The organism is Plantibacter flavus (assembly GCF_900177615.1).
Lineage (GTDB): Bacteria > Actinomycetota > Actinomycetes > Actinomycetales > Microbacteriaceae > Plantibacter > Plantibacter flavus.
This window is the reverse complement of record NZ_FXAP01000001.1, coordinates 151,288-171,846: the sequence shown is the minus strand read 5'-3', so window position 1 is coordinate 171,846 and position 20,559 is coordinate 151,288. Positions and strand designations below refer to the sequence as shown.

Here is a 20,559-nt window from a genome sequence, read left to right as displayed (position 1 = left end):
CAGGTGGAGAGCGGGGTTGCGTTCGTATGTCGCTGAACCTACTTGGCGTCCTTGGCGGGAGCCTCGTCGGTGGTCTCGCCGGCGTCGACGGACTCGCCGTCGGTCTCGGTCGCCTCGACGGCTTCCGTCGCCTCGGCGTCGGCCGAGGTCTCGGCGGGGGTCTCCTCGGCCGGAGCCTCGTCGACCGGCGCTGCGGCGTGCTTCGCGGACTGCTTGGCCGGCTTCGCCTTCGGCGTGACGGGCTCGAGGACGAGCTCGATCACGGCCATCGGAGCGTTGTCGCCCTTGCGGTAACCGGTCTTGATGATGCGCGTGTAGCCACCCTGACGGTCGGCGACGAGGGGCGCGATCTCCGTGAAGAGCTCGTGGACGACGCTCTTGTCGGTGATGGTCGCGAGCACCCGACGGCGGGCGTGCAGGTCGCCGCGCTTCGCGAAGGTGATCAGGCGCTCAGCGAGCGGACGCAGGCGCTTCGCCTTGGTCTCGGTGGTCTGGATGCGCTTGTGGGTGAACAGCGCAGCAGCGAGGTTGGCGAGCAGGAGACGCTCGTGGGCAGGTCCGCCTCCGAGGCGGGGTCCCTTGGTGGGAGTAGGCATTCTTGTCTCTCTTCAGGTTGGAAAGTCGTCAGGTGGATCGCGTGCTAGGAGACGGTCTCGTCGTCGTAGCCGCTGTAGAAGTGGGCGCCGTCGAACCCGGGAACCGAGTCCTTCAGGGAGAGGCCCATTTCGGTGAGCTTGTCGCGAACTTCATCCACCGACTTCTGTCCGAAGTTGCGGATGTTCATGAGCTGCGTCTCCGACAGCGCGACGAGCTCGCTGACGTTGTTGATGCCCTCGCGCTTGAGGCAGTTGTACGAGCGCACGGAGAGGTCGAGGTCCTCGATCGGGATCGAGAGCTCGCCCGGCAGCACGGCGTCGACCGGCGCGGGGCCGATCTCGATGCCCTCTGCGGCGGTGTTGAGCTCGCGAGCCAGGCCGAACAGCTCGGTCAGCGTGCGACCGGCCGACGCGATGGCGTCGCGCGGCGTGATCGCCGGCTTCGACTCGACGTCGACGACCAGGCGGTCGAAGTCGGTGCGCTCACCGGCACGAGTCGCCTCGACGCGGTAGGTCACCTTGAGGACGGGCGAGTAGATCGAGTCGACGGGGATCTGACCGGCTTCGCTGAACTCGTTGCGGTTCTGCGTGGCCGACACGTAGCCGCGGCCACGCTCGATCGTGAGCTCGAGCTCGAACTTCGCCTTGTCGTTGAGGGTCGCGATGACGAGGTCCGGGTTGTGGACCTCGACGCCGGCCGGAGCCGAGATGTCGGCTGCGGTGACCTGGCCTGCGCCGGTCTTGCGGAGGTACGCCGTGATCGGCTCGTCGTGCTCGCTGGAGACGACGAGACCCTTGATGTTCAGGATGATCTCGGTGACGTCTTCCTTGACACCGGGGATCGTGCTGAACTCGTGCAGCACGCCGTCGATGCGGATGCTGGTGACGGCTGCACCCGGGATGGACGACAGCAGGGTGCGACGGAGCGAGTTCCCGAGGGTGTACCCGAAGCCTGGCTCGAGCGGCTCGATGATGAACCGGCTGCGGAACTCCGAGATGGATTCTTCGGTGAGCGTAGGGCGCTGTGCGATGAGCACTATGGATTCCTTTCGGCTAAGTGTCCGCTATATGACACTTGCGTTGGCGAGGTAGTGAATGGTGTTCGCTGGCCCTGGTCACCAGGACCATGCCGTGATCCGTCCGCGGCGATCAGACGATCGCTGCGGACGGATCACGGCCGGTGAACCGAAGGAATTAGACGCGGCGACGCTTCGGGGGGCGGCAGCCGTTGTGTGCCTGAGGCGTGACGTCGTTGATCGAGCCGACCTCGAGGCCTGCGGCCTGGAGGGAACGGATCGCGGTCTCGCGGCCGGAGCCGGGTCCCTTGACGAAGACGTCGACCTTCTTCATGCCGTGCTCCTGCGCCTGACGCGCAGCCGACTCGGCGGCGAGCTGTGCGGCGAACGGGGTCGACTTACGCGAACCCTTGAAGCCGACGCCGCCGGACGAAGCCCAGCTGATGACCGCGCCCGAGGGGTCGGTGATCGAGACGATCGTGTTGTTGAACGTCGACTTGATGTGGGCCTGGCCCACGGCGATGTTCTTCTTTTCCTTCTTACGCGGCTTCCGAACGGCCGACTTTGGTGCTGCCATGAATATCTCCTGAGTCCTATGACGAGGCGACTAGGCGGGGCCTAGCGAGCCTTCTTCTTGCCGGCGACGGTGCGCTTCGGGCCCTTGCGGGTGCGCGCGTTGGTCTTGGTGCGCTGGCCGCGGACCGGAAGTCCACGACGGTGACGGATGCCCTGGTAGGACCCGATCTCCACCTTGCGGCGGATGTCGGCGGCGACCTCACGGCGGAGGTCACCCTCGACCTTGAAGGTGCCCTCGATGTAATCGCGCAGGGCGATCAGCTGGTCATCGGTGAGATCCTTCACGCGGATGTCTCCGCTGATGCCGGTGTCGGCGAGGGTCTTGAGTGACCGCGTGCGGCCAACACCGTAGATGTACGTCAGTGCAACTTCCACGCGCTTGTCGCGTGGGATGTCTACGCCGGCGAGACGTGCCATGGTGGCTTCTCCTAGGAGTTGTGGAGGTGTGGAGCAGTTCCGGTGCTCGGGCCTCCGACCCGAGGTGTCACCCGCGGCGCATGATGTGCTGCGGGATCTGGAACTGCCGTTAGAGGGGTGGTGCTGTGGTGCTCAGGGCTGCGTGCTGCAGATCCTCTGAGATCAACCCTGGCGCTGCTTGTGGCGCGGGTTCTCGCAGATGACCATGACGCGGCCGTTGCGACGGATGACCTTGCACTTGTCGCAGATCTTCTTGACGCTGGGCTTGACCTTCATAGTTCTCTCTTTTCGCTGTCATCGTGCCGGGCCCACCACCGGATGGTGGCGGCGCGTCCGGCCGTTACTTACAGCGCGACCTACTTGTAGCGGTAGACGATCCGACCACGGGTCAGGTCGTAGGGGGTCAGTTCCACGATCACGCGGTCCTCTGGGAGGATGCGGATGTAGTGCTGACGCATTTTGCCCGAAATGTGGGCAAGTACCTTGTGTCCGTTGGTCAGCTCAACGCGGAACATCGCGTTGGGCAGAGCCTCGACCACTTGGCCCTCGATCTCGATGACGCCGTCTTTTTTGGCCATAGCCTCACTGTCGCTCAGGTTGAGTCGCACTGGTCGTGCGGATGGATTGCGGTGCGGATGTCGGCTCGCCGAAGGCATGCAGAAAGCACCAAAGATCGATTCTATGCTATGTTTCCGGGTTTCGCCAACTCAACGCCGGCCAGGGCCCGTCAGTCTGTGCGGGAGAGCAGCGCGTCGTTGATCCGCGCCGTGAGACCGGCGTCCATCGGCAGCGGACGTCCGTCCACGGCACGCACCGGCGCGGCCAGTCGGACGCTGGAGAGCAACCACGCCGCTTCCGCGTCGAGCACGTCCTCCGGCGTCAGCATCCGGTACTCGTGTGGGAGCCCCTGCTCCTCGAGATGGGCCCAGAGCGCGAGCTGGGTGGTGCCGGGCAGGATGCCACTCGACGGAGGCGGTGTCACGAAGGTCCCGTCGATCCGTACGACCACGGTGGAGGTGGGGCCCTCGAGGACGAAGCCGTCGCTGCTGACGAAGAGCACGTCGTCCGCTCCACGTCGGTGCGCCTCACGGAGCGCGGCCATGTTGACCGCGTACGACAGCGTCTTGGCGCCGGCGAGCAGCCACGGCGAACGCTCCTGCACATCACTCGGGAGGCCTCGGTCGAGCAGGACGACCTCGATGCCGTTCTCGCGCTCGGGGAAGCCGTCAGCCGGCGTCGCCGAGATCCACGCGGTCGGGCGTCCGCCACTCCCCCGCGTCACGACGAGTCGGACGGCGCTCTGATCGACGTCGGGGAGTTCCGCGATCGCGCGCGCGATGGCGAGCCGCCACTGTGCGTGGTTCGGCGCGGGCAGATCGAGGATCGCCGCCGACTCGGTCAGCCGATCGAGGTGCGCCTCGACCGACTGCGGGTGCCGGCCGACGACACCGATCGTCTCGAAGATCCCGTCCCCCCGCGCTGGGCCGAGGTCGAAGACGCTCAAGACGCCGGACCCGTCGCCGGCCGGCGTGATCCTGGCCGCGAGGTCGACGTCGTCGATGACGGCGTCTGCGGGGAGGACATCGAGAAGGAACACGATCGGCACGCTCATGCCGAGCAACTCTACCGGGACGGACGAGGTCCGGACGGCGACCGGGCGGCCGCTCGGTCAGGCGGGACGGACGGGGGTGACGCCGAACGCGGCGAGGGCCTCGGCGCCGCCGTCGTGAGCGGTCAGGACCCAGATGCCGTCGCGGTGCACGGCGACGCTGTGCTCCCAGTGCGCAGCCGAACCACCGTCGAGCGTGGCGACGGTCCATTCGTCATCGCGGACGAAGGTGTCAGGGCTCCCGGCGACCACCATCGGTTCGATGGCCACCACGAGTCCGGGCTTCACTTCGGGGCCACGCTGGCGGACCCGGTAGTTGAACACCGGTGGCGCCTCGTGCATCGTGCGTCCGATACCGTGCCCGACGTAGTCGGTGAGGATCCCGTAGGGCTTCCCCTCGGGTGAGTGGTCCTCGACGTACTCCTCGATCGCGGCACCGACCTGGTTGAGGTGTCGGGCGGTCGCGAGCTCGGCGATCCCGGCCCACAGCGAACCCTCCGTCACCGCCGAGAGGCGCTCGCGCTCGGTGACAAGCTCCGGGCGCGTGAGATCGGTCAGCACGATGGTCATCGCGGAGTCGCCGTTCCAGCCGTCGATCTCGGCGCCGCTGTCGATCGACACGATGTCGCCGGCCTGCAGCACGCGAGACCCGGGGATGCCGTGGACCACGTCCTCGTTGACCGAGGTGCAGACCGTGTGGCGATAGCCGGGGACGAGCTTGAAGTTGGAGTGCCCGCCGGCCGCGACGATGGCCGCCTCGGCAGCCGCGTCGAGCTGCAGCGTCGTCACGCCAGGCGCGACGAGCGCGCGAACCGCATCGAGCGAGGCCGCTGTGGCCAGCCCCGGCGCGATCATGGCGCGGATCTGGTCAGGGGTCTTGTAGATCGACTTCCGGAACACCGTGGCGGACGTGTCGGTGCGTCAGACGGCCGGGACGATGATGCCGCGGGCGGCGAGGGCCGCGTCGATCCTGGCGGTGACCTCGGCGACCTCACCGAGACCGTCGACGGCCACGACGAGTCCACGAGCGGTGAAGACCTCGATCAGCGGGGCGGTCTCCTGCGCGTAGAGCTCCAGCCGGTGACGGATGACCTCTTCCGTGTCGTCGGGACGACCTTCGGCTTCAGCACGCTTCAGCAGCCGCACCACGACCTCTTCGGTGTCGGCCTCCAACAGCACGACGGCGTCCAGACTCGCTCCGCTCTCGGCGAGCAGCGCGTCCAGCGCGACGACCTGGTCGGTCGTCCGCGGGTACCCGTCGAGGAGGAATCCGTCGATCGCATCAGGCTCGTGCAGACGGCCCCGGACGATCTCGTTCGTGACCGAGTCGGGAACGTACCCGCCCCCACGCACGAGCTCCTGGACCTGCTTGCCGAGCGGCGTGCCGCCCTTGATGTGGGCGCGGAAGATGTCACCCGTCGAGATCGCGGGGATGCCGAAGCGCTCCGAGAGGAAGGCCGCCTGCGTGCCCTTGCCGGATCCCGGAGGACCGACGATGAGCAGACGGGGCTTGCCGGCCGCCGCGCTCAACGCAGGAGCCCTTCGTAGTGGCGCTGCTGGAGCTGCGAGTCGATCTGCTTGACCGTCTCGAGTCCGACACCCACGATGATGAGGATCGACGCCCCACCGAACGGGAAGTTCGCGTTCGCACCCACGAGCGCCAGCGCGATGAGCGGCAGGAGGGCGATCAACCCCAGGTAGATCGATCCGGGCAGGGTCACGCGGGTCAGGACGTAGTCGAGGTATTCGGCCGTCGGGCGTCCGGCACGGATGCCGGGGATGAACCCGCCGTACTTCTTCATGTTGTCGGCGACCTCTTCGGGGTTGAAGGTGATCGCGACGTAGAAGTAGGTGAAGCCGACGATGAGCAGGAAGTACATGAGCATGTACAGCGGGTGGTCACCCTTGGTGAGGTACTGCTGGATCCACAGGACCCAGGGCGCCGGGGTGCCGGTCGTCGGCTGGTTGAACTGCGCGATGAGGGCCGGCAGGTACAGGATCGACGACGCGAAGATGACGGGCACCACACCGGCCATGTTGACCTTGATGGGGATGTAGGTGTTGTTGCCGCCGTACGTCCGGCGTCCGACCATCCGCTTCGCGTACTGCACCGGGATGCGACGTTGCGACTGCTCGACGAAGACGACCAGTCCGACGATCACTAGGCCGACGGCGAGCACGAGGAGGAAGACCTCCGGGCCCTTCGCGGTCCAGATGGCGGCCAGCGAGCCCGGGAACGTGGCTGCGATCGAGGTGAAGATGAGGAGCGACATGCCGTTGCCGACGCCGCGCTCGGTGACGAGCTCGGCCATCCACATGACGAGGCCGGTGCCGGCGGTCATGGTGACGACCATGAGGAGCATGCCGTACCAGGTGCCGCCCTGGGCGGTGATGAGGTCGGCGCAGACGCCGCCCTGGTTGCCGAACAGTGCACCGCTCTTGGCGACCGTGATGAGCGTCGTCGACTGGAGGATGCCGAGGAAGATCGTGAGGTACCGCGTGTACTGCGTCAGCTTGCCCTGGCCGGACTGGCCTTCCTTGTGCAGGGTCTCGAAGTGCGGGATGACCACGCGGAGGAGCTGGACGATGATCGACGCGGTGATGTAGGGCATGATGCCCAGCGCGAAGATGGAGAGTTGGAGGAGCGCGCCACCACTGAAGAGGTTGACGAGCTCGTAGAGGCCTGATGCGCCGGCGGCCTGCTGGTTCGCGAGGCACTGCTGCACGTTCGGGAAGTTCACGAACGGAGCGGGGATGAAGGACCCCAGCCGGTAGATGGCGATGATCCCGAGCGTGAACCCGATCTTGCGACGAAGATCCGGGGTCCGGAAGATCCGGCCGATGGCGCTGAACAAAAGGGGCCTCCTGTGAGATGTTGCGGGGTCGGCCCGGGTGACCGGCATGATGCCGGCCACCCGAGTGAGCTCCTGTGCGGAGCCGGCCGAGGGCTACTTGACGCTGCCCCCGGCTGCCACGATCTTCTGCTCAGCTGAGCCGGAGACCTTGTCAACCGCGACATTCAGCTTAACCGAGATGTCACCGTTTCCGAGAACCTTGACCTTCTCGTTCTTCCGGACGGCACCCTTGGCCACGAGGTCCACCGTGGTGACGTCGCCACCCTTCGGGTACAGCTCGGCGAGCTTCTCCAGGTTCACGACCTGGTACTCGACGCGGAAGGGGTTTTTGAAGCCACGGAGCTTCGGGGTGCGCATGTGCAGCGGCATCTGCCCACCCTCGAAGCCGACCTTGACGTTGTAACGCGCCTTCGTACCCTTGGTACCGCGACCCGCGGTCTTACCCTTGGACGCCTCACCACGGCCGACGCGCATCCGGGACTTCTTGGCCCCGGCGGCCGGACGCAGGTGGTGCACCTTCAGGACCTGCTCGCGCTTCTCAGCGGGCTCGTCCTTCGCGGGCTTCTTGGCTGCGGCGGCCTTGGGGGCCGCCTTCGCCTTGGGCTCGGCCTTCGCGGCAGCCGTCTTCGGAGCTGCCTTCGCAGCGGCCTTGGGGGCCTTCTCCTCAGTGGTTTCGTTCTTCTCAGCCATTAGTCGATCTCCTCAACCTGTACGAGGTGAGCAACAGTGTTCACGTAGCCGCGGTTCTGCGCGTTGTCCGGGCGGACGACGACAGCACCGATGCGACGGAGACCCAGGCTGCGAAGCGTGTCGCGCTGGTTCTGCTTCTCACTAATTCTGCCCTTGATCTGGGTGATCCTCAGCTGGGCCATCAGGCACCTACCTTCGCAGCAGCGGCCGCCTGAACGGCCTCTGCCTCTGCACGGAGCAGGCGGGCCGGAGCGACCTGGTCGAACTCGAGACCACGACGGGCTGCGACGGCACGAGGTTCCTCGAGCTGCTTCAGCGCCGTGACGGTCGCGTGGACGATGTTGATCGTGTTGGACGAACCGAGCGACTTGCTCAGCACGTCGTGGATGCCGGCGCACTCGAGGACGGCGCGGACGGGACCACCGGCGATGACACCGGTACCAGCTGCGGCGGGGCGCAGGAGCACCACACCGGCTGCTGCCTCACCCTGGGTGGGGTGCGGGATGGTCGAGCCGACGCGCGGGACGCGGAAGAAGTTCTTCTTCGCCTCTTCGACGCCCTTCGCGATCGCGAGCGGGACTTCGCGAGCCTTGCCGTAGCCGACGCCGACCATGCCGTTGCCGTCACCGACGACCACGAGGGCGGTGAAGCTGAAGCGACGACCACCCTTCACGACCTTCGAGACACGGTTGATGGTCACGACGCGCTCCAGGAACTGGCTCTTGTCGCTGTCGCGGCTACCGCGGTCGCGGTTGGGGTTGCGCTCGCGGCCTCCGCGGCGCGCCTCGCGCGGCTCACGGTCACCGGTGGGCGCCGTCGATGCCGCGGTCTCGACCGGGGCCTCGGCCACGGTCGCCACAGGCTCTTGCTGCTGCTTGTTGTCTTCGCTCACAGGTTCAATCCGCCCTCTCGAGCACCATCGGCAATTGCTGCCACGCGACCTGCGTAGCGGTTGCCTCCACGGTCAAATACGACATCGTCGATGCCGGCTGCCTTGGCACGCTCGGCGATGAGTTCGCCGACCTTGCGCGACTTGGCGGTCTTGTCGCCGTCGAACGTCCGGAGGGTGTCCTCCATGGTCGAGGCGGAGACGAGGGTGTGACCCTTCGTGTCATCGACAACCTGCACGAACACGTGACGGGCTGAACGGTTGACGACGAGGCGCGGACGGACCGCGGTACCCTCGACCTTCTTGCGCAGACGCGTGTGGCGACGGCCACGTGCGGCAGTCTTCGTTGGACGAGCCATGGTTACTTACCAGCCTTTCCGGCCTTGCGACGCACGATCTCGCCGGCGTAGCGCACACCCTTGCCCTTGTACGGCTCGGGCTTGCGGATCTTACGGATGTTGGCGGCGACCTCGCCGACGGCCTGCTTGTCGATACCGGCGACCGTGAGCTTGTTGTTGCCCTCGACGGTCAGCGTGATGCCGACCGGCGGCTCGACGGTGACGGGGTGCGAGAAGCCGAGCGCGAACTCGACGGCGCTGCCCTTCTGAGCGACGCGGTAACCGGTACCGACGACCTCGAGGCCCTTGGTGTAGCCCTGGGTGACGCCGATGATCTGGTTCGCGATGAGCGTGCGGGTCAGGCCGTGGAGCGAGCGCGAGTTGCGCTCGTCGTCGGGACGCGTGACGAGCAGCTGTGCGTCTTCGAGCTTGACCTCGATGGGACTCGCGACGGTGAGCTGGAGCTCACCCTTCGGGCCCTTGACGGTGACGTTCTGACCGGCGACGTCGATGGTGACGCCTGCCGGGATGTCGATGGGGAGTCTTCCAATACGAGACATGACTGGCTACCACACGTAGGCGAGGACTTCCCCACCCACGCCCTTCTTCTCGGCCTGGCGGTCCGTGAGGAGGCCGCTGGAGGTGGACAGGATGACGACGCCGAGGCCGCCGAGGACCTTGGGGATCTCGTTCGACTTCGCGTAGACGCGGAGGCCGGGCTTCGAGACGCGCTTGATGCCGGCGATGGAGCGCTCGCGGTTCGGGCCGAACTTGAGGCTCAGCGAGAGCGTCTGTCCGACGGCCGCGTCAGCGACCTCCCAGCCGGAGATGTAGCCCTCGGACTTGAGGATCTCGGCGATGTTCACCTTGAGCTTGGAGTGCGGCATCGACACGGTGTCGTGGTGCGCCGAGTTCGCATTGCGCAGTCTGGTCAGCATGTCTGCGACCGGATCTGTCATGGTCATATCGAGTGTTTCCTTTGTTCACCAGGTTTCGACATCCTGTGCAAGGGTGCCGACCTGTGGTGGTTGAACCGTTCTGGGCAGGAGTGCCCCGAACGGGCGGAAGCCCGGTCCTCGACATACACCGAGGACCGGGCAGAAGCTCAGCCTACTTGGACTCAGCCGCCTTGAACGGGAAGCCGAGCGCCTTGAGCAGCGCGCGACCCTCGTCGTCGTTCTTGGCCGTGGTCACGACGGTGATGTCGAAGCCGCGGACACGATCGATCTTGTCCTGGTCGATCTCGTGGAACATGGACTGCTCCTGGAGACCGAAGGTGTAGTTGCCGTTGCCGTCGAACTGCTTGTCCGAGAGACCGCGGAAGTCGCGGATACGCGGAAGAGCGAGGCTCAGCAGGCGGTCGAGGAACTCCCAAGCGCGGTCGCCACGAAGCGTGACGTGGGCGCCGATGGGCTGGCCCTCGCGCAGCTTGAACTGCGCGATGGACTTGCGTGCCTTGGTGACCTGCGGCTTCTGGCCGGTGATCTTGGTGAGGTCCGAAACAGCGCCGTCGATGACCTTGCTGTCGCGAGCGGCCTCGCCCACACCGGTGTTGACGACGACCTTCACGAGTCCGGGCACCTGGTGCACGTTCGTGAAGCCGAAGTCCTTCTGCAGCTGCGGAAGGATCTCAGCGCGGTACTTCTGCTTGAGACGGGGCTGGATTTTGCCAGTCGCCACTTCTGTGTCGGTCATTACAGGTCCTTACCTGACTTCTTGGCGTAACGAACGCGGACCGTCTTGGTGACGCCGTCCTTCGTGACTTCCTCGTTGCGGTGGCCGACCTTGGTCGGGCCCTTGGTCTCCGGGTCGACGAGCGCGACGTTGGAGATGTGGATCGAAGCCTCGACGGTCTCGATGCCGCCGGTCTTCGTTCCACGCTGGGTCTGGCCGACACGGGAGTGCTTCGTGACGTAGTTGACGCCCTCCACGATCACCCGGTTCTTGTCCGCCAGGACCTCGATGACGCGACCCTGCTTGCCGCGGTAACCACCGCGGTCCTGCTTCGGGCCGGAGACGACCTGAACCAGGTCGCCCTTCTTGATCTTTGCCATGACTTAGATAACCTCCGGCGCCAACGAGACGATCTTCATGAACTTCTTGTCACGAAGCTCGCGACCGACCGGTCCGAAGATGCGGGTACCACGGGGGTCCCCGTCAGCCTTCAGGATGACAGCGGCGTTCTCGTCGAACTTGATGTACGAACCGTCGGAACGACGGGTCTGCTTGCGGGTGCGGACGATGACCGCCTTGACGACGTCGCCCTTCTTGACGTTGCCACCGGGGATCGCGTCCTTGACGGTCGCGACGATGGTGTCACCGAGGCCCGCGTAGCGGCGGCCGGAGCCACCGAGCACGCGAATGGTCAGGAGCTCCTTGGCGCCGGTGTTGTCGGCGACCTTGACTCGTGATTCTTGCTGAAGCATTGTTCGCTTTCCTCTCAGTAAGCCGCGAGGCCTACTTGGCCTTCTCGAGAATCTCGACCAGACGCCAGCGCTTGGTGGCGCTGGTGGGGCGGGTCTCGCTGATCAGGACGAGGTCGCCGATGCCGGCGGAGTTCGCCTCGTCGTGAGCCTTGACCTTGGAGGTGCGGCGGATGACCTTGCCGTAGAGCGGGTGCTTCACGCGGTCCTCGACCTCGACGACGATGGTCTTCTCCATCTTGTCGCTGGTCACCAGACCACGGCGGGTCTTGCGGTAGCCACGAGCAGCGGCGTCCTTGACGTCGTGCTCGGCCGACTCGTGACCCTCGGGGGCCTTGTCAGTAGCGGTAGCCATGTCTAGGCCTCCTTCGTGGTCTCGGCGTCGGCTGCAGCGGTGTCCTCAGACTTCGGTGCGGCCTTGGCCTTCTTGGTCTTCTTCTCAGCCTTGGCCTCGACGACCTCGACGGTCGGCGTGGCCCGGATGCCGAGCTCGCGCTCACGGATGACCGTGTAGATGCGAGCGATGTCGCGCTTCACGGCGCGCAGGCGGCCGTGGTTCTCGAGCTGCCCCGTGGCCGACTGGAAGCGCAGGTTGAACAGCTCTTCCTTGGCCTTGCGGAGCTCCTCGAGGAGGCGCTGGTCTTCAAAGGTGTCGAGCTCGACGGGGGTGAGCTCCTTGGATCCGATCGCCATTATGCGTCGCCCTCCTCGCGCTTGATGATGCGTGCCTTGAGGGGCAGCTTGTGGATTGCACGGGTCAGCGCCTCGCGGGCCAGGGTCTCATCGACTCCGGCGACCTCGAACAGCACACGACCCGGCTTGACGTTCGCGACCCACCACTCGGGCGAACCCTTACCGGAACCCATGCGGGTTTCGGCGGGCTTCTTGGTCAGCGGACGGTCGGGGTAGATGTTGATCCACACCTTTCCGCCGCGCTTGATGTGACGCGTCATGGCGATACGAGCGGACTCGATCTGACGGTTGGTCACGTAAGCGGGCGTCAGGGCCTGGATACCGTACTCACCGAACGACACCTTGGTGCCACCGGTCGCCTGGCCGGAACGGCCGGGGTGGTGCTGCTTCCGGTGCTTGACTTTGCGTGGGATCAACATGGTTATGCCTCAACTCCTGCGGCGGCGGGCGCCTCAGCAGCTGCCTTGGGGGCGCTGCTCGGACCGGCGTTCCGACGGGGGCGGTCGCCACCGTCGCGACGTTCCGGACGCGTCGACTTCTGGTTGGCCTGCTCGCGAGCAAGCTCCTTGTTGGTGATGTCGCCCTTGTAGATCCAGACCTTCACGCCGATGCGGCCGAACGTGGTCTTCGCCTCGTAGAAGCCGTAGTCGATGTTCGCGCGGAGCGTGTGCAGCGGCACACGGCCTTCGCGGTAGAACTCGGAACGGCTCATCTCGGCGCCGCCGAGGCGGCCGGACACCTGGATGCGGACACCCTTGACGGTGGACGTGCGCTGAGCGCCCTGCAGGCCCTTACGCATCGCGCGGCGGAAGGCCACACGTGCGGAGAGCTGCTCGGCGATGCCCTGCGCGACGAGCTGAGCGTCGGCCTCGGGGTTCTTGACCTCGAGGATGTTCAGCTGGATCTGCTTCTTCGTGAGCTTCTCGAGGTCGGCGCGGATGCGCTCGGCCTCGGCGCCACGGCGACCGATCACGATGCCCGGACGGGCGGTGTGGATGTCGACGCGGACGCGGTCACGGGTGCGCTCGATCTCGATGCGGCTGACACCAGCGCGGTCGAGCGAGGTCGCCAGCAGACGGCGGATCTTGACGTCTTCCGCGACGAAGTCGCTGTAACGCTGACCCTTCTTCGTGCTGTCGGAGAACCAACGCGACACGTGGTCGGTCGTGATTCCCAGACGGAAGCCGTATGGATTGACTTTCTGACCCATTACTTGCTCACCTTCTTGGCCTTGGCAGCGCCGGCAGTCTCATCAGGCGTCGAGAGCTCGACGGTGATGTGGCTGGTGCGCTTGAGGATGCGGAACGCGCGGCCCTGTGCGCGGGGACGGAAACGCTTGAGGGTTGCACCCTCATCGACGTACGCCTTCGCGATGTACAGGTCCTGCTCGTCAAGGAACACGTTGTCCTTGTCGGCCGTGACGCGAGCGTTCGCGATGGCCGAGGCAACGAGCTTGTAGATGGGCTCGCTGGCGCTCTGTGGTGCGAACTTCAGGATGGCCAAGGCCTCCTGAGCCTGCTTGCCACGGATGAGCGCGACGACACGACGGGCCTTCTGGGGGGTGACGCGGATGTGTCGCACGCGGGCGATCGACTCCACCATTTCTCTTCCTCCTTCACGTCACCGCGTTAGCGGCGACGGCCCTTCTTGTCGTCCTTCACGTGTCCACGGAAGGTGCGGGTGGGCGCGAACTCGCCGAGCTTGTGCCCGACCATCGTCTCGGTGACGAACACCGGGATGTGCTTGCGACCGTCGTGGACGGCGATGGTGTGACCCAGCATCGCCGGGATGATCATCGATCGACGCGACCAGGTCTTGATCACGTTCTTGTTGTTGGCCTCGTTCGCCGTGACGACCTTGCGGAGCAGGTGGTCGTCGACGAAGGGGCCCTTCTTGAGACTGCGTGGCATCTTCTCTTACTCCTACTTACGCTTCTTGCCGGCGGTACGACGACGAACGATGAGCTTGTCGCTTTCCTTGTTGGGGTGGCGCGTGCGGCCTTCCTTCTGGCCCCACGGGCTGACCGGGTGACGTCCACCGGAGGTCTTGCCCTCACCACCACCGTGCGGGTGGTCGATCGGGTTCATCGCGACACCACGGACGGTCGGGCGGACGCCCAGCCAGCGCTTACGGCCGGCCTTACCCCAGTTGATGTTCGACTGCTCGGCGTTGCCGACCTCACCGATGGTGGCGCGGCAGCGCAGGTCGACGTTGCGGATCTCGCCGGACGGCAGACGGAGCTGCGCGTACGGGCCGTCCTTCGCGACGAGACGCACCGATGCACCCGCGGAGCGGGCCATCTTCGCGCCGCCGCCGGGACGGAGCTCGATCGCGTGGATGACCGTACCGGTGGGGATGTTCTTCAGCGGCAGGTTGTTACCGGGCTTGATGTCCGCGCCGGCACCCGACTCGACCACGTCGCCCTGGCTGAGCTTGTTCGGAGCGAGAATGTAGCGCTTGGTGCCGTCCACGAAGTGGAGCAGCGCGATACGCGCGGTGCGGTTGGGGTCGTACTCGATGTGAGCGACCTTGGCGTTGACGCCGTCCTTGTCGTTGCGACGGAAGTCGATCAGACGGTACTGGCGCTTGTGGCCACCACCGATGTGACGCGTCGTGATGCGGCCCTGGTTGTTGCGACCACCGGTCTTCGACAACGGACGAAGCAGCGACTTCTCCGGCGTGGTGCGGGTGATCTCCGCGAAGTCCGCGACAGACGAACCGCGACGACCAGGAGTCGTGGGCTTGTACTTACGAATAGCCATTTCTTATTCCTCTTCGTTCCCGGCCGTCTTAGCCAACAGCCGTGAAGATGTCGATGGAACCCGACTTGAGCGACACGATGGCGCGCTTGGTGTCCTTGCGCTTGCCGGTGCCGAACTTGGTGCGACGGGTCTTGCCCTGACGGGTGAGGGTGTTGATCGAAGCGACCTCGACACCGAAGATCTTCTCGATGGCGAGCTTGATCTCGGTCTTGTTCGAGCGCGGGTCGACGAGGAAGGTGTACTTGCCCTCGTCGATCAGGCTGTAGCTCTTCTCGGAGACGACCGGCGCGAAGATGACGTCGCGGGGGTCCTTGTTGATCGCGGTCATGCCGAGACCTCCTCGGTTGCGGCCGTGTTGCCGGTCTTGCTGGCGACGAATGCCTCGAAGGCGGCCTTGGTGAAGACGATGTCGTCGGAGACGAGCACGTCGTATGCGTTCAGCTGGTCGTACGACAGCACGTGCACGTTCTGCAGGTTGCGGACGCTGCGGAGGCTGACCTCGTCGTCGCGCTGGAGGACGATCAGGACGTGCTTCGAGGAAGCGACGTTCGTCAGGTACTCGGACACGGCCTTCGTCGACGGCTTCTCACCGATCGAGAGGGAGTCGACGACGTGCAGGCGGCTGCCGCGTGCGCGGTCGGAGATGGCGCCGAGGAGAGCCGCGGCGATCATCTTCTTGGGGGTGCGCTGTGCGTAGTTGCGGGGCACTGGACCGTGGACGATGCCACCGCCGGTCATCTGAGGTGCACGGATGGAGCCCTGACGAGCGTTACCCGTACCCTTCTGCTTGAACGGCTTGCGGCCGGCACCGGACACTTCGCCGCGGCGCTTGGTCTTGTGCGTCCCCTGGCGGGCGGCAGCGAGCTGCGCGACGACCACCTGGTGGATGAGCGGGATGTTGGTCTGAACGTCGAACACCTCGGCAGGAAGGTCGACGGTGCCGGCCTTCTTGAGCTTGGTGTCGAGCACGTCGAGAGTAGCGATAGCCATGGAACTACGCTCCCTTCACTGCGGTGCGGACGAATACGATGCGGCCACGAGCGCCGGGAACGGCACCCTTGACGAGCAGCAGGCCCTTCTCGGCGTCGATGGCGTGAACCCGGAGGTTCAGCACGGTGACGCGCTCGCCACCCATACGACCGGCCATGCGCATGCCCTTGAAGACACGGCTCGGGGTCGAGGAGGCGCCGATGGAGCCCGGCTTGCGGTGGTTGCGGTGAGCACCGTGAGATGCGCCCGTTCCCTTGAAGTTGTGACGCTTCATGACACCGGCGAAACCCTTACCCTTCGAAGTGCCGACGACGTCGACCTTCTGGCCGGCCTCGAAGACACCGTCGACGGTGAGCTCCTGGCCGAGCGAGTACTCGGATGCGTCGGCGGTGCGGACCTCGGTGAGGTGACGACGCGGCGTCACGCCGGCCTTGTCGAAGTGACCCGCGTCAGGCTTGCTGACCTTGCGGGGATCGATCTGGCCGTACGCGATCTGCACGGCGTCGTAGCCGTCGACCTCGGGGGTGCGAACCTGCGTGACCACGTTGGGCGTGATCTCGATGACGGTGACGGGAACGAGCTTGTTGTTCTCGTCCCACACCTGGGTCATGCCGAGCTTGGTGCCGAGCAGACCCTTGCTGGTCTTCGTGTTAGACATGTCTTCCTTCCGTCTCTACCGAGCTCAGAGCTTGATCTCGATGTTGACGTCCGCCGGCAGGTCGAGACGCATGAGCGAGTCGACGGCCTTCGGGGTCGGGTCGATGATGTCGATCAGACGCTTGTGGGTGCGCATTTCGAAGTGCTCCCGGCTGTCCTTGTACTTGTGCGGCGAACGGATCACGCAGACCACGTTCTTCTCCGTCGGAAGCGGCACGGGGCCGACGACGGTTGCGCCTGCACGGGTGACCGTGTCGACGATCTTGCGCGCCGAAGTATCGATGACCTCGTGGTCATACGACTTCAGTCGGATGCGGATCTTCTGTCCCGCCATGTGTGACTCACTCTCTGTCTCGCGTCGTGCGGATCGCTCCGTATTGGACGCATATCGTGCGCTTTGCAACGTTCGGTTGCTCCGCGCCATTGGCACTACTGGTGTCGCACCACTGTTCTGCTGTCAACGACCACTCGTGTCTTGCGACCCTCGTGGTCATCCACCGGCTTCCACCCCGACTCGTGGTCGGCGCTGGGCGCAGCACTGCTACGACCTGGATTGCGATGAAGTGATTGGTGTTCTGCTACCCGCGGCCTAGGCTCGATCCCTGTCGCGTTGCCGCGTCTGGGAGCTCCTATGCACTACCTGGCAGTGATCCGCCGGAGCGCGCACAGGCACGCTCGTCCGAAATACTGAACTGGACTAGTTTGCCACGGATCCACCATGCGTGCAACCCGGGCGTGTCGCGGGCGGCGGATGGTCAGGATCCGCCCAGTCTCGGGCGTCGCGAGCACCGCTGCGCCGCCGCTCAGCAGGACTCGACGACGTCGTCGACCTCGACGGGACGCACCCCCGGGGTGCCCGCGAACCGCACCGCGTCGACCGTCGCACCGGACACGTCCGCGTCGACGTCGAGCGTCACCGTCGCCCCCGGCGCGATCGTCACCACCATGTAGGCCACGGGGCGTCCGTCGTCCGATCCGGCCGTGTACGGGACCTCGGCGCCGTCCACACGGACCGAGCGGATGTCGGCACCGTCGGGCGCGTAGGCCATGACCCGCAGGCGCATCCAACCACGTGGGAGCCCCTCACGCTCGTGGAACCCCGCGATGTAGTCGAACGCCTCCGTGTCGAGCTCCGACTCCGTGTCGATCGTGTTGGAGAGTTCCGACGTGACCATCACCGTGCGGGTCCCGTCGACGTCGCACGACCCTGCACGGACACGGACCTGCTGTCGGAGGTAGTACTCGAGCTTGGAACCGACGGCGTCGGAGAGGTACAGCCCGAACGGGACCGACCGAGGCGAACGCTCGGGCAGCGCGCCGCCGACCCCGGCGAGCACCAGCGCTCGCTCCTCGACGCGGTCGGGGCTCCACGCGAGGAGACGCCGCTCGTCGACCGCCTGGACCCAGCCGTCGATCGCCCGGGGCACCACCAGGGACCCCGCCTGCAGCTGCGAGGTGAGCGCCTGCACGACGGCGGTGAAGGTCGCGTCCTGCGCCCGGTTCGCCTCGTCGCTCAGCCCGGGATGGTCTCGGTACACGCCGTTCAGCAGCGTGTCGACGACCGTGTCGCTCGACACCTCCGTACCGTCGGCGAGCACGACCGGACCGGTCGCTCGAAGCAGGTAGGACAAGGCGACGGGGTCCACGGCGAGCACCAGGTCCGGGGTGACGCCCTGACTCTCCTGCCACAGCAGCGAGGCTGCCCGCGCTCCATAGGGGAAGTCCGGCCGCGCGGTCACCTCGTGGATCGAGGTGCCCGCGGAGGCGTAGCCCTCGGTCCGGTACAGCGCGTCGGCATCGGCCGGCAGGGGCACCACCGGATCGGTGTGCGACACGAAGTCCGCGCCGCCGAGGGTCCTGGTCACGCTGAGCCCGCCCTCCTCGACGTGCACGAGCACCGAAGCTCCTGCGATGCCACCGAGGGCTCGGCTCTCCGCCGAATTCTGGAACAGGACGACCACGTCTCGCGACCCCTCCTCCCCCAGGAACCCCGGCAGCGCCCGAAGCACCGGTGCGAGCCGCGCGGCGAGCGATGAGGCCTCGCGCATCGGTCCGTCGAGTCCGCCCAGCGCCGACGCCACCTGCGGCAGAAGCACCGAACGGTCGAGGCGGTCGAGGCGTGCCACCTGCTCCTCGAGTCGCTCGAGCGCACGCGCCGAGGTCCGGGCGAGCCTCCCCACCCGCTCCGTGTCCAGTCGCCCGTCGACCGCCAATCCATCGACGGACAGGGCGAGGACCGGCTCGACGACCTCGTCGACGACCACGTGGGCCGCCTCGACGGCCGCGCGCACCGCCTCGAAGTTCGCCCCGGAGACGGGCACGCGTTCCGCGAGCCACCAGTCGGGCCGCCGCGTCGACGCCAGGGCCCGCTCGACCGCATCTCCTGCACGCTCCACGGCGGCAGGGTCGATCGCGTCGGTGTCGACGCCGTCGACGCCCGCCCGGATCGTCTCGAGCTCCGGCAGGACCGATGCGAGCTCGTCCCGGACGGACATGGCCTCCACCGCCGCCGACACGGTGGCGCCAGCGATGCCGAGCACGGCGGACAGGGCGACGACGCTCGGGATCAGGACACGTGGGCACGACAGACGACGCGGACGGATGGACGAACGGGACACGGTCACCTCGGGCGGCTCGATGCAGAGTGGGTCGCCCGATATCTTACATATGTGCCGCCAGGGTGCCGACCGGCTCACGGCGCGCACGACGAAGGGCCCGGAGCGAAATGCTCCGGGCCCTTCGTGTGGAACCGTGTCGACCTTGAGGTCGATCAGGGGTTCGCGTCAGCGGATGCTTACGCGAGCACCTTGGTGACGGTGCCGGCGCCGACGGTGCGGCCACCCTCGCGGATGGCGTAGCCGAGGCCGACCTCCATGGCGATGGGCTGGATCAGCTCAACGGTCATGTCGGTGGTGTCGCCGGGCATGACCATCTCGGTGCCCTCGGGCAGCGTGATGACGCCGGTGACGTCGGTGGTGCGGAAGTAGAACTGCGGACGGTAGTTCGCGTAGAACGGGTTGTGACGCCCACCCTCATCCTTGGACAGGATGTACGCGGTGCCCTCGAAGTTCGTGTGCGGCGTGACCGAACCCGGCTTCACGACGACCTGGCCGCGCTCGACGTCTTCACGCTTCGTGCCACGGAGCAGGAGACCACAGTTCTCGCCGGCCCACGCCTCGTCGAGCTGCTTGTGGAACATCTCGATACCCGTGACGATCGTCTTCTGCGTCGGGCGGATGCCGACGATCTCGACCTCGGAGTTGATCGCGAGCGTGCCACGCTCGGCGCGGCCCGTGACGACGGTTCCACGACCGGTGATCGTGAAGACGTCCTCGATCGGCATGAGGAAGGGCTTGTCCTTGTCGCGCACGGGGTCGGGGACGTTGGCGTCCACGGCGTCCATGAGGTCGAGGATGCTCTGCACCCACTTCTCGTCGCCCTCGAGCGCCTTGAGGCCCGAGACGCGGACGACCGGTGCGTCCTCAGCGAAGCCCTGCGAGGCGAGGAGCTCGGAGACCTCGAGCTCGACGAGCTCCAGGATCTCCTCGTCGTCGACCATGTCGGACTTGTTCAGCGCGACGAGCAGGTAGGGGACGCCGACCTGCTTGGCGAGCAGCACGTGCTCACGCGTCTGAGCCATCGGGCCGTCAGTGGCGGCGACGACCAGGATCGCGCCGTCCATCTGCGCAGCACCGGTGATCATGTTCTTGATGTAGTCGGCGTGACCGGGGGCGTCGACGTGCGCGTAGTGGCGCTTCGGGGTCTCGTACTCGACGTGCGAGATGTTGATCGTGATACCACGCTGACGCTCTTCCGGCGCGGAGTCGATCGACGCGAAGTCGCGCTGCACGTTGGTCGCGGACGGGAACTTGTCCGCCAGGACCTTCGAGATCGCCGCGGTGAGCGTGGTCTTGCCGTGGTCGACGTGACCGATCGTACCGATGTTGACGTGCGGCTTGGTCCGCTCGAACTTGGCCTTTGCCACTGTGAGTCCTCCTCAGGACGTTGTGCGGGACGCCGGGCACCATTCGATGCCCGACGCACTGCA

The 20,559-nt window shown here is 66.2% G+C and carries 32 protein-coding genes; all 32 read right to left on the bottom strand.

Going from position 1 to position 20,559, the window contains the following annotated elements; genetic code table 11:
* Positions 1 to 38 precede the first annotated feature (38 nt).
* Complete coding sequence (gene rplQ, locus B9Y95_RS00795) at positions 39 to 596, bottom strand: 50S ribosomal protein L17 (protein ID WP_085510253.1); 558 nt, start codon at positions 594 to 596, stop codon at positions 39 to 41.
* A 44-nt stretch (positions 597 to 640) separates the two neighbouring features.
* Positions 641 to 1,633 (bottom strand): DNA-directed RNA polymerase subunit alpha, encoded by a 993-nt coding sequence (locus B9Y95_RS00790; protein ID WP_056008091.1) that lies wholly within the window; start codon positions 1,631 to 1,633, stop codon positions 641 to 643.
* A gap of 157 nt (positions 1,634 to 1,790) precedes the next feature.
* A complete protein-coding gene (gene rpsK / locus B9Y95_RS00785) occupies positions 1,791 to 2,189 on the bottom strand; it encodes a 30S ribosomal protein S11 (RefSeq protein ID WP_056008094.1) in 399 nt (132 codons plus the stop codon).
* A gap of 41 nt (positions 2,190 to 2,230) precedes the next feature.
* Positions 2,231 to 2,605: a 30S ribosomal protein S13 gene (gene rpsM / locus B9Y95_RS00780; protein WP_064296688.1), complete on the bottom strand. Its 375-nt coding sequence runs from the start codon at positions 2,603 to 2,605 to the stop codon at positions 2,231 to 2,233.
* Between the two features lie 162 nt (positions 2,606 to 2,767).
* Positions 2,768 to 2,881, bottom strand: coding sequence for a 50S ribosomal protein L36 (gene rpmJ, locus B9Y95_RS00775; protein ID WP_021759549.1), 114 nt, complete (start codon positions 2,879 to 2,881; stop codon positions 2,768 to 2,770).
* An 80-nt stretch (positions 2,882 to 2,961) separates the two neighbouring features.
* Entirely contained in the window at positions 2,962 to 3,183 is a 222-nt protein-coding gene (infA, locus tag B9Y95_RS00770; RefSeq protein ID WP_017885304.1) for a translation initiation factor IF-1, read from the bottom strand.
* 149 nt (positions 3,184 to 3,332) lie between these two features.
* The gene (locus B9Y95_RS00765; protein ID WP_085510252.1) at positions 3,333 to 4,217 is read right to left on the bottom strand and encodes an aminodeoxychorismate lyase; all 885 of its coding nucleotides are present in this window, start codon (positions 4,215 to 4,217) and stop codon (positions 3,333 to 3,335) included.
* A 57-nt stretch (positions 4,218 to 4,274) separates the two neighbouring features.
* A complete protein-coding gene (gene map / locus B9Y95_RS00760; protein ID WP_085510251.1) occupies positions 4,275 to 5,114 on the bottom strand; it encodes a type I methionyl aminopeptidase in 840 nt (279 codons plus the stop codon).
* Between the two features lie 21 nt (positions 5,115 to 5,135).
* Positions 5,136 to 5,744 carry an adenylate kinase gene (locus B9Y95_RS00755; RefSeq protein ID WP_085510250.1) on the bottom strand — a complete coding sequence of 203 codons (609 nt, stop codon included), beginning with the start codon at positions 5,742 to 5,744 and terminating at the stop codon, positions 5,136 to 5,138.
* Entirely contained in the window at positions 5,741 to 7,069 is a 1,329-nt protein-coding gene (gene secY / locus B9Y95_RS00750; RefSeq protein ID WP_085510249.1) for a preprotein translocase subunit SecY, read from the bottom strand. Before secY ends, B9Y95_RS00755 begins: the two co-directional genes overlap by 4 nt.
* A 93-nt stretch (positions 7,070 to 7,162) precedes the next feature.
* Positions 7,163 to 7,759 carry a 50S ribosomal protein L15 gene (gene rplO, locus B9Y95_RS00745; RefSeq protein WP_079705265.1) on the bottom strand — a complete coding sequence of 199 codons (597 nt, stop codon included), beginning with the start codon at positions 7,757 to 7,759 and terminating at the stop codon, positions 7,163 to 7,165.
* Complete coding sequence (gene rpmD / locus B9Y95_RS00740; RefSeq protein ID WP_079001710.1) at positions 7,759 to 7,941, bottom strand: 50S ribosomal protein L30; 183 nt, start codon at positions 7,939 to 7,941, stop codon at positions 7,759 to 7,761. The genes rplO and rpmD overlap by 1 nt, the downstream gene beginning before the upstream one ends.
* Positions 7,941 to 8,609: a 30S ribosomal protein S5 gene (gene rpsE, locus B9Y95_RS00735; RefSeq protein ID WP_229939737.1), complete on the bottom strand. Its 669-nt coding sequence runs from the start codon at positions 8,607 to 8,609 to the stop codon at positions 7,941 to 7,943. Before rpsE ends, rpmD begins: the two co-directional genes overlap by 1 nt.
* Positions 8,610 to 8,647: 38 nt before the next feature.
* Entirely contained in the window at positions 8,648 to 9,007 is a 360-nt protein-coding gene (gene rplR / locus B9Y95_RS00730) for a 50S ribosomal protein L18 (RefSeq protein ID WP_064296693.1), read from the bottom strand.
* Positions 9,008 to 9,009: 2 nt separating this feature from the next.
* A complete protein-coding gene (rplF, locus tag B9Y95_RS00725; protein ID WP_064296694.1) occupies positions 9,010 to 9,546 on the bottom strand; it encodes a 50S ribosomal protein L6 in 537 nt (178 codons plus the stop codon).
* A gap of 6 nt (positions 9,547 to 9,552) precedes the next feature.
* Positions 9,553 to 9,951: a 30S ribosomal protein S8 gene (gene rpsH, locus B9Y95_RS00720; RefSeq protein ID WP_064296695.1), complete on the bottom strand. Its 399-nt coding sequence runs from the start codon at positions 9,949 to 9,951 to the stop codon at positions 9,553 to 9,555.
* A gap of 145 nt (positions 9,952 to 10,096) precedes the next feature.
* The gene (rplE, locus tag B9Y95_RS00715; RefSeq protein ID WP_056008119.1) at positions 10,097 to 10,681 is read right to left on the bottom strand and encodes a 50S ribosomal protein L5; all 585 of its coding nucleotides are present in this window, start codon (positions 10,679 to 10,681) and stop codon (positions 10,097 to 10,099) included.
* Positions 10,681 to 11,040, bottom strand: coding sequence for a 50S ribosomal protein L24 (gene rplX / locus B9Y95_RS00710; protein ID WP_056008121.1), 360 nt, complete (start codon positions 11,038 to 11,040; stop codon positions 10,681 to 10,683). The genes rplE and rplX overlap by 1 nt, the downstream gene beginning before the upstream one ends.
* Positions 11,041 to 11,043: 3 nt before the next feature.
* Positions 11,044 to 11,412 (bottom strand): 50S ribosomal protein L14, encoded by a 369-nt coding sequence (gene rplN, locus B9Y95_RS00705; RefSeq protein WP_064296696.1) that lies wholly within the window; start codon positions 11,410 to 11,412, stop codon positions 11,044 to 11,046.
* A gap of 31 nt (positions 11,413 to 11,443) precedes the next feature.
* Positions 11,444 to 11,764 (bottom strand): 30S ribosomal protein S17, encoded by a 321-nt coding sequence (gene rpsQ / locus B9Y95_RS00700; RefSeq protein WP_056008125.1) that lies wholly within the window; start codon positions 11,762 to 11,764, stop codon positions 11,444 to 11,446.
* Between the two features lie 2 nt (positions 11,765 to 11,766).
* A complete protein-coding gene (rpmC, locus tag B9Y95_RS21135) occupies positions 11,767 to 12,102 on the bottom strand; it encodes a 50S ribosomal protein L29 (protein WP_079705264.1) in 336 nt (111 codons plus the stop codon).
* On the bottom strand, positions 12,102 to 12,521 hold the full coding sequence (rplP, locus tag B9Y95_RS00690; RefSeq protein ID WP_056008131.1) for a 50S ribosomal protein L16: 420 nt from the start codon (positions 12,519 to 12,521) through the stop codon (positions 12,102 to 12,104). Before rplP ends, rpmC begins: the two co-directional genes overlap by 1 nt.
* 2 nt (positions 12,522 to 12,523) lie before the next feature.
* Positions 12,524 to 13,312 (bottom strand): 30S ribosomal protein S3, encoded by a 789-nt coding sequence (gene rpsC, locus B9Y95_RS00685; protein ID WP_064296699.1) that lies wholly within the window; start codon positions 13,310 to 13,312, stop codon positions 12,524 to 12,526.
* Entirely contained in the window at positions 13,312 to 13,704 is a 393-nt protein-coding gene (gene rplV / locus B9Y95_RS00680; RefSeq protein WP_056008137.1) for a 50S ribosomal protein L22, read from the bottom strand. The genes rpsC and rplV overlap by 1 nt, the downstream gene beginning before the upstream one ends.
* 26 nt (positions 13,705 to 13,730) lie before the next feature.
* Positions 13,731 to 14,012, bottom strand: a complete 282-nt coding sequence (gene rpsS, locus B9Y95_RS00675; RefSeq protein ID WP_064296700.1) for a 30S ribosomal protein S19 — start codon at positions 14,010 to 14,012, stop codon at positions 13,731 to 13,733.
* A gap of 12 nt (positions 14,013 to 14,024) precedes the next feature.
* On the bottom strand, positions 14,025 to 14,864 hold the full coding sequence (rplB, locus tag B9Y95_RS00670) for a 50S ribosomal protein L2 (RefSeq protein WP_064296701.1): 840 nt from the start codon (positions 14,862 to 14,864) through the stop codon (positions 14,025 to 14,027).
* A gap of 28 nt (positions 14,865 to 14,892) precedes the next feature.
* Positions 14,893 to 15,192, bottom strand: coding sequence for a 50S ribosomal protein L23 (rplW, locus tag B9Y95_RS00665; protein WP_056008147.1), 300 nt, complete (start codon positions 15,190 to 15,192; stop codon positions 14,893 to 14,895).
* The gene (gene rplD / locus B9Y95_RS00660; protein WP_079705263.1) at positions 15,189 to 15,854 is read right to left on the bottom strand and encodes a 50S ribosomal protein L4; all 666 of its coding nucleotides are present in this window, start codon (positions 15,852 to 15,854) and stop codon (positions 15,189 to 15,191) included. The genes rplW and rplD overlap by 4 nt, the downstream gene beginning before the upstream one ends.
* Before the next feature lie 4 nt (positions 15,855 to 15,858).
* Positions 15,859 to 16,512: a 50S ribosomal protein L3 gene (gene rplC, locus B9Y95_RS00655; protein WP_056008154.1), complete on the bottom strand. Its 654-nt coding sequence runs from the start codon at positions 16,510 to 16,512 to the stop codon at positions 15,859 to 15,861.
* 24 nt (positions 16,513 to 16,536) lie between these two features.
* Complete coding sequence (gene rpsJ, locus B9Y95_RS00650) at positions 16,537 to 16,845, bottom strand: 30S ribosomal protein S10 (RefSeq protein WP_005050520.1); 309 nt, start codon at positions 16,843 to 16,845, stop codon at positions 16,537 to 16,539.
* A gap of 469 nt (positions 16,846 to 17,314) precedes the next feature.
* A complete protein-coding gene (locus tag B9Y95_RS00645; protein ID WP_143736288.1) occupies positions 17,315 to 19,129 on the bottom strand; it encodes a DUF4012 domain-containing protein in 1,815 nt (604 codons plus the stop codon).
* 176 nt (positions 19,130 to 19,305) lie between these two features.
* On the bottom strand, positions 19,306 to 20,496 hold the full coding sequence (tuf, locus tag B9Y95_RS00640; protein ID WP_064296705.1) for an elongation factor Tu: 1,191 nt from the start codon (positions 20,494 to 20,496) through the stop codon (positions 19,306 to 19,308).
* Positions 20,497 to 20,559 lie beyond the last annotated feature (63 nt).

Bases quoted from the DNA above. Each gene is read 5' to 3' on its own strand.
- rpmJ (WP_021759549.1), bottom strand. From the start codon at position 2,881: ATGAAGGTCAAGCCCAGCGTCAAGAAGATCTGCGACAAGTGCAAGGTC.
- rplR (WP_064296693.1), bottom strand. From the start codon at position 9,007: ATGGCTCGTCCAACGAAGACTGCCGCACGTGGCCGTCGCCACACGCGT.
- rplP (WP_056008131.1), bottom strand. From the start codon at position 12,521: ATGTTGATCCCACGCAAAGTCAAGCACCGGAAGCAGCACCACCCCGGC.
- rplD (WP_079705263.1), bottom strand. From the start codon at position 15,854: ATGGCTATCGCTACTCTCGACGTGCTCGACACCAAGCTCAAGAAGGCC.
- rpmD (WP_079001710.1), bottom strand. From the start codon at position 7,941: ATGGCCCAGCTGAGGATCACCCAGATCAAGGGCAGAATTAGTGAGAAG.
- rplE (WP_056008119.1), bottom strand. From the start codon at position 10,681: ATGACCGACACAGAAGTGGCGACTGGCAAAATCCAGCCCCGTCTCAAG.
- rplB (WP_064296701.1), bottom strand. From the start codon at position 14,864: ATGGCTATTCGTAAGTACAAGCCCACGACTCCTGGTCGTCGCGGTTCG.
- rpsH (WP_064296695.1), bottom strand. From the start codon at position 9,951: ATGACCATGACAGATCCGGTCGCAGACATGCTGACCAGACTGCGCAAT.
- rpsQ (WP_056008125.1), bottom strand. From the start codon at position 11,764: ATGGCTACCGCTACTGACAAGGCCCCCGAGGGTCACGAGTCGGCCGAG.
- rplF (WP_064296694.1), bottom strand. From the start codon at position 9,546: ATGTCTCGTATTGGAAGACTCCCCATCGACATCCCGGCAGGCGTCACC.
- rpsK (WP_056008094.1), bottom strand. From the start codon at position 2,189: ATGGCAGCACCAAAGTCGGCCGTTCGGAAGCCGCGTAAGAAGGAAAAG.
- rplC (WP_056008154.1), bottom strand. From the start codon at position 16,512: ATGTCTAACACGAAGACCAGCAAGGGTCTGCTCGGCACCAAGCTCGGC.
- rpsM (WP_064296688.1), bottom strand. From the start codon at position 2,605: ATGGCACGTCTCGCCGGCGTAGACATCCCACGCGACAAGCGCGTGGAA.
- rpsS (WP_064296700.1), bottom strand. From the start codon at position 14,012: ATGCCACGCAGTCTCAAGAAGGGCCCCTTCGTCGACGACCACCTGCTC.
- rplW (WP_056008147.1), bottom strand. From the start codon at position 15,192: ATGACCGCGATCAACAAGGACCCCCGCGACGTCATCTTCGCGCCGGTC.
- rpsC (WP_064296699.1), bottom strand. From the start codon at position 13,312: ATGGGTCAGAAAGTCAATCCATACGGCTTCCGTCTGGGAATCACGACC.
- rplV (WP_056008137.1), bottom strand. From the start codon at position 13,704: ATGGTGGAGTCGATCGCCCGCGTGCGACACATCCGCGTCACCCCCCAG.
- rpmC (WP_079705264.1), bottom strand. From the start codon at position 12,102: ATGGCGATCGGATCCAAGGAGCTCACCCCCGTCGAGCTCGACACCTTT.
- rpsJ (WP_005050520.1), bottom strand. From the start codon at position 16,845: ATGGCGGGACAGAAGATCCGCATCCGACTGAAGTCGTATGACCACGAG.
- rplQ (WP_085510253.1), bottom strand. From the start codon at position 596: ATGCCTACTCCCACCAAGGGACCCCGCCTCGGAGGCGGACCTGCCCAC.
- B9Y95_RS00765 (WP_085510252.1), bottom strand. From the start codon at position 4,217: ATGAGCGTGCCGATCGTGTTCCTTCTCGATGTCCTCCCCGCAGACGCC.
- rplN (WP_064296696.1), bottom strand. From the start codon at position 11,412: ATGCTTCAGCAAGAATCACGAGTCAAGGTCGCCGACAACACCGGCGCC.
- rplX (WP_056008121.1), bottom strand. From the start codon at position 11,040: ATGGCAAAGATCAAGAAGGGCGACCTGGTTCAGGTCGTCTCCGGCCCG.
- infA (WP_017885304.1), bottom strand. From the start codon at position 3,183: ATGGCCAAAAAAGACGGCGTCATCGAGATCGAGGGCCAAGTGGTCGAG.
- rplO (WP_079705265.1), bottom strand. From the start codon at position 7,759: ATGGCTGAGAAGAACGAAACCACTGAGGAGAAGGCCCCCAAGGCCGCT.